Consider the following 13,043-nt stretch of genomic DNA (forward strand, 5'->3'; position numbering starts at 1 on the left):
TATTTTATATCAAATATAACAATGTTAGAAACATTAGAAATAAAAGAAACTTTCGGTTAAGAGAAGCTTCCGTTATCAAAGTTGCATGAGCACACTAGGCTGCTGGGCTTAGCAGGTGCTCGATGTTAGACAGGTCTACCCGCTGGCTTGCCTGCCATAGGTCGTACTGCTTCTGGTGGTTAATCCAGACATCTGGCGTAGTGCCGAAAGCCACCGATAGCTTCCATGCCATCTCTGCGCTGATGCCGGCATGGCAGTTGAGAATTTGCGAAAGAACCTTCCGGCTCATGTGCAACTTCTCTGCAATCTGCGTGATGGACAGACCTGTCGCGTCAGTATACTCTTTTAAGATTTCGCCGGGATGCGGCGGGTTAAACATTAACATAGCTGAAAATTTATGTAGCTAAGAAATATAGTTTCAAGTTGCTCCCTATTTTTGCGAGCGGTTTAATTAATGGTAATCCAGATAATTTACATCCAGCACCTCGACCCGTTCTCCCACAAAAATGAAAGTGACCCGGTAGTTGCCATTGACCTTCACTGACCAATGGTCTTTCAGGTTGCCCTTCAGCGGGTGCAGGTCCCAGCCCGGGACATTCACGTCCTGCACGTTCTGCGCTGTATGCAGGCGGATAAGTATCTTCCGAATCTTATCAAGATGCATCGGGTTAAGCTTTGAGGCGTCTCCCTTCAAGAAGAAGCGCTCCAGCCCCTTGTGTTTAAAACTCACAATCATGCTGCAAGTATAACTTGTAACGTTTCAAGTAACAACAAAGATGCCATATAAAAATCAGGCTGCTGCCCTATAGTACCTGCACAGCCTAGCAAGGGCTCTGATTATCTATATGTGTTATATTCTCTAACTATGTTAGAAAAGTTAGTAAAGAAGGTATTGTTAGTAATGTATGCATAGCTAGTAAATAAAGAGCAACAAGTACTGCTAGTACATAAAGCATGTTAGCACATTTAGCGGGAGTAGACAGGATATAAGTTCTTGCTTTTCTTTCCCCTTTTGTCTTTATTCTTTTGCGCAGCTACCGCAGGCCCAGCACTTTCAGCAGCAGGCCGCCTGGGTTCTTGTCTGCTTTCTTTCTGCCAGTCTTCATTTCGTAGTTGAACTTGAAGAGGTTGTCGGTCAGCTTCTCGTCTGATAGTATTTGCTGAATGAGCTTAGGGTCCTGAATGCCGTAACCTTCAAGCACCTGTCGTGCGTTGTGCTGGCGTGTCTCTTCAACCGGCCTGTCAAATTGTATGGGGAGCTGCTGCGGCTTTTGGGTGGTGATGTAGAAGCGAACAGCCTGGAAGGACCGGCCCTCCTTAACCAGGTGGTAGCTTACAGTAAGGTCAGTGTGCTCATTAATCTGGCGCACCGCGACATCCAGTACCTTCTTCTTCAAGTCGCTTATCCGCTCAAACTGCTCTGCCTTCTTGCCGCTCGGATCCTTAAGCCCGAACATTATCTTGAGCTGGTCCAGAGGATAGATACACGTCTCGCCGATGTCCTTCCACTGGCTGGCCAGCTGGTAAATGCGTTTAGCATACTTGCTGGTGAGCTTCAGGGCAGAGTGCAGCTGGTAGGAGGTGAAGTTGTTCTTAAGCTCAAACAGGTAGGGCTGTATGGATTTGGAGAGTATAATATCAAAGCAGCCCTTTCCCTTCATGTACTTTACCTCCTGGAACATCCACATCTGCCGGTACTCTTTGTTGTCCTCCACAGAGAACATGCGCGAGCCCATATCTTCAGTTGCCTCCCGGAGCTGCTGATAGTTCCACTGGCGTCCGGTCATGGCCTCAATGTCCCTGTTGTAGAATCGGTATGTCTGGTCAGGGACATCTTCCTTCTTGAGCTTGGAGAGCAGGTAGAAGAGGATATCCAACTGACAGGCTGAATAGTCATAGCGCGCAGTAGTGATGGCGTTATGCTGACGTATTTCGATTTCTTTAGAACTAGGCATCTCAGAGGTTTTATGCGAATATAAGAAAGAGAAACAAATAAAACGACTATTAAAACTAAAGGCCGTTTTTCGCTTATGAAAGGTCGTCGATAGACTTATGAAAGGTCGTCTTTTCGCTTATAAAAAGTCGTTTTTCGCTTATAAAAAGTCGTTTTTCGCTTATAAAAAGTCGTTGTAAGACGCTGTATCTCACTGTTAATCTGACTCTTACAGCTCCTGCAAATAGAACAAATATATACAAATACACAAGATTGTGTTGGGCGCTACCGCGCCATAGCATTTAGGGGACTCAATAAATTGTTTAAAGTATCCAGGAGCAGGGGGGAAGCAAAAAAAGCAAAAACAAAAAGAGCACCGGGGCCTGGCAACTAATTTTTTAGTTGATGCAGGGGTAAGGTTTAGTGCCTGCAGGGTGACTGGTGGGACTTCCTGCGAATTTTGGCCATAGGAGAGCCACAGTTTACCGCTATTGAGCGCTCAGGGAAAAAACGTGGCTAGCCTTGCTGAGGAGTTGGCGCGCTTAGAAGGGCGGAAAATCGATTTTCCTCTTAGCACAAAACAGAGCAGGAGGCTACCGTGTCCGTGCCAGGTCAATGGGGATATACAGACCTAAAAACGACTTTTTATAAGTAATCCGCATTATGGAATAAGGAAAACGCATTGCGGATTACGCATTGTGTAAAGCAGGTTATTGCTTAAGGTGGCGCTTTTACCCGAATCTGTGTAGCCCGGTTCAACCGGTTCCCTAAACAACACTTAAAAGAAACAGGAGTGTTGCGGGTTGCGATTTCGCAAGCGCCAGCTCTCCATAACTGGGGATTCCAAGCCTGGCTAAAATCTGGAAAGTCTGGGGACCTGCCACCAGCCATCCCAACACCAGCTGCAGACCTGCTATCCACTTTTCGTATAGCAGGCACTACCGGTTAAAACGATAGTAGACTAGCTGCCCTCAGAGATTCTTAGGGCAGCTATAGGGTATAACAAACCGTTACCCCCTATCAAACTTTGATTATCTGTGTCAGAATTTGACAGGCTGCAGCGGAAACGAACCAGCTGTAACTGCCTCAAAAACTCCGCATTCAGGTGGCGCATTTTCAGCCCTTCTTAGGGCACCACCTGTAAACGTGGGCAAAGCTATGTCCAAATTCAGAAGCGCTCACAGCGCCTACGAATGCCCCGTCAGCGGTCAAAATTCGGAGGCGGCTGAGATGTGATTTACCTCTCCGGGTTTTTCTTTGCAAGATGTGTTTTGAGGGCCCTCAAAACCTCTTGCCCCGCTCCCCACGTAGTGGGATCAGGGTGCAGATTATTCGCGACTCATAATCTTTAAAGAATACCAGAATGGAAAACGAAGAGCAGGCCCAGAGCTGGAGCCCGAAAGGCGGCTGGCAGAAGAAGAGAAGAGGAGAGGAGCTACATGGTGAAGCTCATACTTACTAAAAAAGAGCGTGAGCAACTGGCAGAGCAGGTCCGGGAGGCAGGCTACAAAGACCAGACTGAGTACCTGAGAAAGAAGGTTTTTGCCTCTGGCGATACACCTGTTCATAACCCGAAAAAGCTGTTCCGGGCCCTGGATAAAACAGGCGGTGAGCTGAATCGAATCGGCAATAACATCAATCAGGTTGCCAAGTACATCCACTACCTGGAAAAGAACAACATGGTGGAGGCGAGGGTGATTTCGGAGTACAACCGTTACTTCCAGGAGTTCCTGCAGGTAGAGGTAGAGTACGTGAAAGCCATCCGCGCTTACCTGCGCACTATGCGCTGAAAGCACACTCTTCGTTTTTCCGTATTCCGTAATACGGATTGTGCAATGTGCATTGCTTATAATTAACTCAAGTTGCGATTTAGTATTGGCTAGTAAACGATGAAGCCACTCAGGCTTGTTAAGGAAAAAGTAACCACACTTAATTCCTTACTTGCCATGAATGACTTCACGATAGCAATTTACTGTTTTGTTGATGATTACCTGCAAGTAGCGGGCAAAAAAGCGTCGGCCAAGCGCAAGGTCAGCGATGCGGAAATAATCACGACGGCCCTGGTGTCGGCCCGCTACTTCGGCGGCAACCTGGCGGCGGCCAGCGGCTACATGCAGCAGCACCACAAGTGCAGGATGCCGCACAAGAGCAACTTCAACCGGATGCTCCACCGGCTGGGCGAAACGATCTCGGCCATCTTTCTGGCATTGGGCGACAGCCTCAGGCAGCTCAACACCACAGGCGAGTATGTGATAGACAGCTTCCCGGTGGCCGTGTGCCGCAATGTCCGCATCAACCGGTGCAGATTGCTGGAGGGTGAGGCCTACAGGGGCTACAACGCCTCCAAAAGGGAGTATTTCTACGGGTTCAAGGTGGAGGTTATCGCCACTGCCGGGGGCCTGCCGGTGAGTTATTTCATAGTGGCGGGGAGCGTGCACGACGGCAAGGCCCTGCAGGCCATGCACCTGGACCTGCCGCCGGAGAGCAGCCTGTACGGGGACAGCGCCTACACCAACTATGAGTTTGAGGACCTGCTCCTGGAGTGCGAGCAGGTCAGCCTGCTTACCCAGCGCAAAAGCAACAGTAAACGCAAGGACAGCCCGGCGATGGAGTACATAAAAACTGTGATGAGGAAGAGAATAGAGACAGCTTTCAGTGAAATAGAAGCGGCCTTTCCACGAACTATACACGCCGTGACTCCGCAGGGGTTTCTGCTAAAGATCGTGCTCTTCCTCTTTGCTTACACCATTAATAAATGTATTTAATCGCAACTTGGGTTAATTAGTAAAACAATAGCTTATATAGCAGTATGTTTGTTGAACATCCACTGAGAGTTCAGTTTAAGACAAAGCATGCGTGAAGAAGTAAATGATTTCATTACTCGAATTTCGGCAGTACAGAAGGAGAGAGCTTCTGCATCAGTATAAGAGTTGGCGCTATGTGAAAGAGAACAGGTCTTACTTTCTGTACCTGATTTTCGACTCTGAAACCTGTGTCTATGTAGGAGAGACTAGCAACATCTTCTGGAGAGTCGTCAAGCACAAAGACAAGTGCTCTGATGGAGCGGCAATTTACCTCCAGGAGTACCAGGACAAGGAAGAGGTGCTCAAGCTTGAGAAGCACTACATCCGCATACTTAAACCAAAGTTCAACAGCCGCTACTGTCAGCCACACCAGCTCGAGCTATTTGAGGCCTAACCAGGACAAAAAAGGAGGCGTAAGCACAAAACAGTTAAAGAAGGAAGGGGGCTCTATCTTATGGAGCCTTCCCTCTTTCTAGCCGATAAGTATGATTATGTAAAATAGGAAGGCCTTTCTACAGTGTCAACATAGAAGAATTAGGTCGTGCTGGAGCAAATGTAAACATAGTACTGGTGGTGGATTGTTAACTAATTCATTCCCTCGAAGGAGCTAAGCGAAAAGATTGGCTGTCATTTCAGAAATATAAGAAACAGCAAATAAAACCTTATACAGGCTTCGACATCGTGAGGATAGCTCTTATACCTTTTCAGTGGGCAAAATGGTTGAAAGTGTTATCTTCGTCCTATCAAAACTAAGCGTTTGAGACATAACGAATAGTCGCTTTTACAATATACGCTCATACTGCTAACTATGCCCAAGCTTCAAACTGAAAAGCTACCTCTATCTTCAAAGGATCTAACTCAAGCACTGCTTGACCAGCTTAAAGTAACCGTTCCTCAAATATTTAGCGAGGACAAGATTGACTTTACAAAGTTACGTGAAGTGTTAGGTGAGTCTATACAAGAATCACCGGAACGATATGGTCTAACATGGGCAGGAAAGCGTGAAGCTTTTCGAAATGTGCAAACGCCAAGTATAGGTACACTCCGTCCTCAATTTGGAGAGAGTATTAATTGGTCCAATGCTGAAAATTTGATCATAGAAGGCGAGAATCTGGAAGTGCTTAAACTCCTTCAAAAGGCCTATCATGGAAAGGTGAAGTTGATTTATATTGACCCTCCTTATAATACAGGTAATGAGTTCATTTACCCTGACAATTATCGTGAGGGTTTGGAAGAATATTTACAATATACTAAGCAGTTATCGGAGGATGGTACAGCTGCATCTTCGAATAGAGAGACGAGTGGCCGTTATCACTCGAGCTGGCTTTCAATGATGTACCCACGCTTGTTTTTAGCTCGAAATTTACTCAAAGAAGATGGTGTGGTAATGATCTCTATTGATGATCACGAGATGCACAATCTACGCTTGCTGATGGATGAAGTGTTTGGGGAGGAAAACTTCATTGCAACAATGATTTGGGAGAAAGGCCGAAAGAATGATGCTAAACTCATTTCAGTCGGTCATGAATATCTATTAATTTATGCTCGTTCGCAGCAGGAGCTAAGAAACAAAAATACCATCTGGAGAGAAGAGAAGCCAGGGGCTCGCGAAATATGGAATAAGTATTTGGAACTACGTCAGCAGTATGGCGAAAATAACTTAGCGATTGAAAAAGACTTAAGCGCTTGGTTCTCTAGCCTTCCTAAAAGCCATCCAGCTAAGAAATGGAGTCGATATAAAAGAGTGGATGCTTACGGCCCTTGGCGTGATCGAGATATATCCTGGCCTGGGGGAAATGGACCACGTTATGATGTAATCCATCCTAAAACAGGTTTGCCGTGCGCTATACCTGAGGCTGGATGGCGTTATTCTAAACCTGAAGAAATGCAGCGGCAGATAGATTTAGGACTAGTGGAATTCAGAGAAGATCATACACAGCCACCATTTAGAAAAGCTCACATTAGACCCTTAGCTAATAATATAGAAAAGAGTTTATCCTCAGACGATAATGAAGCAGATGATGAAGGATTTGCCACACAAGTACGAGGTAGCTATTTTTATAAGCAATCACAGGTTACAGTGAAATACCTTCGGAAACTAATGGGAGCAAAGGTTTTCGATAACCCTAAAGATTACGAAGAGCTTGCAAAGCTATTTCGATATCTGATGGGAGGAGACACATCAGGCATAGTACTTGATTTTTTTGCTGGCTCAGGCTCAACAGCAGAAGCTGTGTTAACGCTGAATGAAGAAGACGGAGGTAATCGGCAATTTATATTAGTTCAACTTCCTGAGAAAACAGATAACTCTAAATACCCAACTATTGCTCATATCACACGAGATCGTATACGCCGTGTAATTAATAAACTAAATAGTACAGAGGTTGATTCACAGAGTTTTTCCCCTAACATTGTGAAGAAACGTGGATTTAGAGCATTCAATTTAGACTCAAGCAATTTCAAAATCTGGCAAGATAAAGAAAACTTTACCTCGTTAGCTCAACAAATAGAAATGTTTGCTAACAATCTTATGCCCAATCGCTCCGATGATGATCGCCTTTATGAGATAGTTTTAAAAAGTGGATTATCGCTTGCAAGCACCATAGAGCCTATTTCAGTAGCGGGTGAATTAGCCTATGCGCTATCAGATGGAAATGTTGTTATATTCCTTTCTCAACGAATAAATATAGAGGTACTACGGGAAATATTTAACCCCAGTATAGAATCAGGGCGACCTGTACCTCAAGCTATACTCTGTCTTGACGCTGCTTTCTCTGGGAATGATTCACTTAAAACAAATGCTGTCTTAGAAGCCCAATCTCTAGGCATAATATTCAAAACTGTTTAGATGATGGCAAACAAGACTAACTTGAAAGCACCAATCCTAACGACGCAGCAGCGAATAAATAGACTAAGAATTCAGCGTCTCAAAAACTTAGTAGATGTCACAATTACTTTTGATAAAGACAAGCCGCTTACAGCTATAATGGGGCCGAATGGCTTTGGCAAAACAACCGTTTTACACGTACTAGCTGCTAGCTTTCGACAGGCGCAAGTAAAAAGTATCATAAAAGGGGAAGAGTACCAGTATGTGAATTTCTTTCCAAGTACCCCTCATGGTAGTTGGAACAACTCTCATGTAACAATTAACCATTACTTTAGAAGAGGAAAAAGAGAATATTCACCGTCTCTTACAGTTAAGAAAGGCTTAGGAGGCTGGAGTCCAATTGCTAAAAATAAGCCCCAACGGGAAACTTACTATATTGGTGTTGAGTCAGCAGTGCCGGAAATTGAACGAGAGCGATTGCTAAAAGGGCTACGTTATCGAACTCAAGACCATAATGATCCGCAGTCGAAAGAGGTACTTGAAAAAGTTGGTTATATTTTATCTAGGAAGTATAACAAGTCTCATTCAAACAGAACGAAGCAAGGGCGTACTTTGCTTGGGGTAGATTTTGAGGGAATTAATTATTCCGCTTTGATGATGGGAGCGGGAGAACAGCGACTCTTTAATTTGCTAAAGGTAGTGTTAGAGGCAGGAAGCTATTCGTTGATTCTGATAGATGAGTTAGACTTGCTTTTACATACTGATGCTCTTCATCGACTGTTAGAAATCTTAGGAGAATACGCCAATAAAAAGCATCTTCAAATTATTTTCACCACTCACCGAGAAAGTGTTACTGACATAGAGCTTCAGCAATTTGTAGCTGTACGGCACTTATACCAGCATCCCATTCCACCACATAAAACGTTTTGTTTCAATGACACAAAACCTGCGGCCTTAGAGCGTCTTACAGGAAAAGCTCACAAGCCAATCCAAATTTCTTGTGAAGATGATACTGCGGAAGCAATTATCCAAAAAGTAGTGAGAGAGGTGGGATTAGGTGGTAGAATTGAATATACAAAGTATGGTGCTGCAAGCAATTGCTTTACGCTAGCCGCAGCACTGATATTAAGTAAGGACCCAAAGCTTAAGCACTCTTTATTAGTACTGGACGGCGATGTGGAAGCTACCCAAGGTGAGCGTGAAAACAGATTAAAAGCAGCTTTATCAGGAACAGAAGGAGACGCTGATTCAAAGCGGCAAAGTGCACTTGAACGAATTGCACAGTTTAAGCCGATCGGCAAAAGTAATCCTGAGAAAACATTGTATGAAATGGTCCGAAGTATAACTATAGGAGATGACATAGAGGTAAATCAAGTTATTCAAGCCGCTATAGTTGTTGCTACTGAACCTGATTTTAAGAAAAGACTTCGGTTATTAGCCGATAAATTAGGTGATAATTGGGACCGTGCATTAGGAAGAATCATAGATGTAGCTGCGCAATCTAAATCATGGACCAGCTATACAGATGAGGTAAGAACGTGGTTAAATCAGCAGAAAGATATTCTCGAAGAGAAACAAAAGCATTAGCGTGAAAATTAAATTTGATAGTAATCAACCTTATCAGAATGAAGCAATTGACGCTGTTGTTAATCTGTTTGAAGGGCAAGCGTTGAAATCAGGTACTTTTGAACTGAACTTAGCAGCATCAACTGAGCTGATAAGTGAAATTGGATTAGGGAACCGTCTCACTCTTAATAGAAATAGGCTTCTAACTAATCTGCAGGCTGTACAGAAGTATAATGGTCTTTTAATAAACAAGGAGCTTAATGGGCTAGATTTTTCCGTGGAAATGGAAACAGGCACTGGTAAAACCTATGTCTATTTGCGAACAATTTTTGCTTTACATCAACGCTATGGTTTTTCAAAGTTCATAGTAGTAGTACCCAGTGTAGCTATACGTGAAGGTGTGATGACAAGCATACGTTTGATGCGCGAGCATTTCCAAACCTTATATGATAATGTGGCTTTTGATGCTTGGGTATATGACTCACGACAAGTAACAAAGTTGCGACATTTTGCACAAACCAGTGCTTTGCAAATTCTGGTCATGAATATTGATGCTTTCAATAAGCAGTCAAATAATATTATTCATCGTGAGTTAGACTTATTATCAGGACACAAGCCTATCGAATTTATCCAGGCTGCATGCCCGATAGTGATACTCGATGAGCCACAAAGCATGGAGTCTGATCAGGCTAAGAGAGCTATAGCTAGTCTCAATCCTCTATGCACATTCCGTTATTCCGCTACTCATCGAAATCTATATAACCAAGTTTATAGATTAGATCCTGTTCGTGCTTATGACCTGAAATTGGTTAAACGCATTGAAGTAAACTCTATATTAGATGAGCCTGATTTTAATCAACCTTTTATTCTCGTTCAAGGTATCACTGCTACAAAGAATCAAGTTTCTGCCAAGTTACTAATTGACACTAATACCAATAAAGGACCACAGCGTAAAACTGTTTCTGTTAAAGGTAGCGGTGCTGATTTATTTGATCTTTCCGGTGAGCGTACAAATTATAACGGTTACATTATTGATGAAATTAGTGCGATCGATGGATTCATTAGCTTTACTAATGGATTAGTGCTGTATGTTGGAGAACCATATGGCGGAAAAACAGATGATGTACTACGGGTTCAGATTAAAGAAACAATACGTGAGCATCTTGATAAAGAGTTGAGAATTAAGAATATTCTTCCAGGTATCACCGGACCAGGTGCTCAGCTAAAAGTGTTATCACTTTTCTTCATAGATCGCGTTGTCAATTATGCTTCGGAAGATGGTAAAATTAGATTCTGGTTTGAACAGGCTTACAAGGAACTATCTGCGCTACCAAAATATAAGGAGTTAAAGTTACCCTCTGTAGAAAACGTACATAGTGGTTACTTTTCTATGTACAAAAATGTCCCTAAAGATACACGAGGAGACTCCTCTGTAGACGATGAAGCTTATGAACTTATCATGAAAGATAAGGAACGCCTCTTATCGCCTGATACTCCATTGCGCTTTATCTTTAGTCACTCAGCACTTCGCGAAGGATGGGATAACCCTAATATATTTCAGATTTGTACGCTTAATGAGTCAAAATCAGAAATTAAGAAGCGACAGGAAATCGGGAGAGGTCTTCGTTTGCCTGTTATGTCTAATGGTGAACGTTGTTTTGATGAATCAATTAATCGATTAACAATTATTGCTAATGAGCACTATAGCGAGTTTGCACGCCAGCTTCAGACAGAAATAGAGGTGGAATGTGGAGTAAGCTTTACAAATCGAATAACAAACAAAAAAGAATCACGCTCAGCTAAGCTTAAATCTGATTGGCGCTTAAATATTGATTTTGTAGAACTGTGGGATCATATAAAGCATCGCACTCGTTACTCTGTTGATTATGACACATCTGTTCTTGTAGAACGTGTGGCACATAAGTTAGCTAATGCTGAAAAGTTGAAGCCTATTCGTATTAATATTCAAAAAAGCCAACTAACACTGAGCGAATATGGAATGGATACACAGTTATTGAGTGTCCGGGAGGCCGATATAAATGAAACATCACAGAACACAATTCCGGATCTACTTAGTTACCTTCAATCCAAAACAGAATTAACCCGACAAACGCTGGCTGAAATTCTTACTAGATCAGGCAGGTTAGAAGAAGTACGGCAAAACCCTCAACAGTTTCTTGATCAGGCTTTATCAGCTATCACAAGTGAATTGCGTGCTTTGATGGTTGACGGAATAAAATATGAACAGATTAATGGGCAAGAGTATGAAATGTTCCTTTTTAAAGAGCGAGAGATCATAGGTGCTATATCAAATATGGTAGAGGTTGATAAAAGTATTTATGACGTAGTAGAAGTGGATTCTGAAGTTGAACGCAAGTTCGCTGAAACTATGAATACGCGCCATGACATCAGGCACTTTATAAAACTTCCTAGCTGGTTTAAGATTAACACTCCTTTAGGTACTTATAATCCCGATTGGGCCATTGTAAAGGAAGATGATGAAAAAGTGTATTTAGTGCGTGAAACAAAAGGCAATAAGGAGGAATTAAAAATGCGAGCTTATGAATGGGCAAAGATTCAATGTGGAAAGGCACACTTTAAGGCATTAGGGGTAAGTTATGATGTGGTTACTGATGCCTCAGAAGTTTAACACAGGTTATATATGTCTGAAGGAGAGAAGACGGGTTGTTGAAAATGGGTAATTAATAGTTAATGCAATTTTCAAGCTATGGAAATAGTTAAATCCTTGTTTGATTTTACCAAGCTTCCAACCAAGATATTTTTTTTGATAGCTCTCCTGTCAGGTTTCTTATTATTTGCAACCGAAGCAGCCATACAGAGTCTCAAACTTCAAGGCTTTATTGATAAATATGGGAGTTATTTTGGTATAGCTTTCTTGTTTTCAACAGGATTAACCGTAATGAACTTCTTCATGTGGTTGATAGGGCAGGGTAACCATTATAGACAAGAGAGGAAATTCAAAGGGGAAATCAGAGGTATTATCAGTGGTCTAGGCCCCATAGAGAAATCTGTATTAAGAGAGTTCTTTTTATATAATCAGAGTACCCTTACAATGCCTATTGATGATGCTGTTGTTGCAGGTCTTATAAATCAAGGCTTACTAGTTCAGGCTTCTTCTCTAGGGAGACATCGTATTCCTTACGGCATGTTTTTCCCTGTTTCAATAAATCGGGATGTAAAGCCACTTATTAAAAGAGAATCTTTAGGGTATCCTTCGAAGCCTACTAATGAAGAGATGAATAAATTATTAGAGCTTAGACCCTATTGGTCACAGCTTGAACATTGAAATTCCCTCGCTATCATTATAGCGAGGGAGTTAAGAAGACCGCTGTCTTTCGCGTGCTTATTGGAGGCGAAGCTGCCAAGCAAGTGATGCAGGAATTAAGCATACACAACAGCTTCAAAACAATTTACCACAGGGTAACCACCTGGGAAAAGATAGGCAAGGGCTTATGTATTTGCCACCTATGAACGTCTTGTCCCCGCGAAACAGCGATATGTTGATACAACCATTTGGAGGTACTGTTGCCAAGCCATTGTTTTCCGTTGCCCCTGGACAGCATGCAGGGGGAGGCTCTGTCCTCACAGGGAGATAAATCATTGCAGCCAGCGCCTATGGTAAAAGGCTTCTCCGCTCATGGATGCCGCTTTTGTCTTGCGCTGCGGCCATGGATTTTACAGCAAGCGGCAACAGGTCTGTTTTAGTGAGGGAACATCCATTGAATAAAGCAGGCGAACACTCACTATCCTCTGCTGAAAGTATGCATAGCTTGCTGCCTGCACAACAATGGCTGAAAGCTATGGGATGATTATTTTATTCTGTTGTTACCTGCAGTTTTAATTTGATTCAAATTCAAAAGAAGTTTGAAATGGCTTATTGAATACTTTATTA

General features: G+C 42.8%; 10 protein-coding genes. 7 read left to right on the top strand and 3 right to left on the bottom strand.

Annotated elements, in window-relative coordinates; all coding sequences use genetic code 11:
* Nucleotides 1–94 precede the first annotated feature (94 nt).
* From ACFQ2O_RS14810 to ACFQ2O_RS14820, 3 genes are all read right to left on the bottom strand, one after another.
* A complete protein-coding gene (locus ACFQ2O_RS14810) occupies nt 95–385 on the bottom strand; it encodes a HigA family addiction module antitoxin (RefSeq protein WP_377529098.1) in 291 nt (96 codons plus the stop codon).
* A 66-nt stretch (nt 386–451) separates the two neighbouring features.
* A complete protein-coding gene (locus tag ACFQ2O_RS14815) occupies nt 452–736 on the bottom strand; it encodes a type II toxin-antitoxin system RelE/ParE family toxin (protein WP_115568038.1) in 285 nt (94 codons plus the stop codon).
* Nucleotides 737–1,034: 298 nt separating this feature from the next.
* Nucleotides 1,035–1,955, bottom strand: coding sequence for a replication initiation protein (locus ACFQ2O_RS14820; RefSeq protein WP_377529103.1), 921 nt, complete (start codon nt 1,953–1,955; stop codon nt 1,035–1,037).
* 1,417 nt (nt 1,956–3,372) lie between these two features.
* Here ACFQ2O_RS14820 and ACFQ2O_RS14825 point away from each other — a divergent pair.
* The 7 genes from ACFQ2O_RS14825 (at nt 3,373) to ACFQ2O_RS14855 (ending at nt 12,437) form a co-directional block, all read left to right on the top strand.
* A complete protein-coding gene (locus ACFQ2O_RS14825) occupies nt 3,373–3,723 on the top strand; it encodes a plasmid mobilization protein (RefSeq protein ID WP_377529107.1) in 351 nt (116 codons plus the stop codon).
* 156 nt (nt 3,724–3,879) lie between these two features.
* The gene (locus ACFQ2O_RS14830) at nt 3,880–4,698 is read left to right on the top strand and encodes an IS982 family transposase (protein WP_377529128.1); all 819 of its coding nucleotides are present in this window, start codon (nt 3,880–3,882) and stop codon (nt 4,696–4,698) included.
* Nucleotides 4,699–4,801: 103 nt separating this feature from the next.
* Nucleotides 4,802–5,131 (top strand): GIY-YIG nuclease family protein, encoded by a 330-nt coding sequence (locus ACFQ2O_RS14835; protein WP_377529110.1) that lies wholly within the window; start codon nt 4,802–4,804, stop codon nt 5,129–5,131.
* Between the two features lie 414 nt (nt 5,132–5,545).
* On the top strand, nt 5,546–7,585 hold the full coding sequence (locus ACFQ2O_RS14840) for a site-specific DNA-methyltransferase (RefSeq protein ID WP_377529114.1): 2,040 nt from the start codon (nt 5,546–5,548) through the stop codon (nt 7,583–7,585).
* Nucleotides 7,586–9,151 (top strand): AAA family ATPase, encoded by a 1,566-nt coding sequence (locus ACFQ2O_RS14845; RefSeq protein ID WP_377529117.1) that lies wholly within the window; start codon nt 7,586–7,588, stop codon nt 9,149–9,151. It begins immediately after the preceding gene.
* A 1-nt stretch (nt 9,152) separates the two neighbouring features.
* Nucleotides 9,153–11,780 carry a restriction endonuclease gene (locus ACFQ2O_RS14850; protein ID WP_377529121.1) on the top strand — a complete coding sequence of 876 codons (2,628 nt, stop codon included), beginning with the start codon at nt 9,153–9,155 and terminating at the stop codon, nt 11,778–11,780.
* A gap of 78 nt (nt 11,781–11,858) precedes the next feature.
* Nucleotides 11,859–12,437 carry a super-infection exclusion protein B gene (locus ACFQ2O_RS14855; RefSeq protein ID WP_377529124.1) on the top strand — a complete coding sequence of 193 codons (579 nt, stop codon included), beginning with the start codon at nt 11,859–11,861 and terminating at the stop codon, nt 12,435–12,437.
* Nucleotides 12,438–13,043 lie beyond the last annotated feature (606 nt).

The sequence above is a fragment of the Pontibacter rugosus genome (genome assembly GCF_042678745.1).
Taxonomy (GTDB): domain Bacteria; phylum Bacteroidota; class Bacteroidia; order Cytophagales; family Hymenobacteraceae; genus Pontibacter; species Pontibacter rugosus.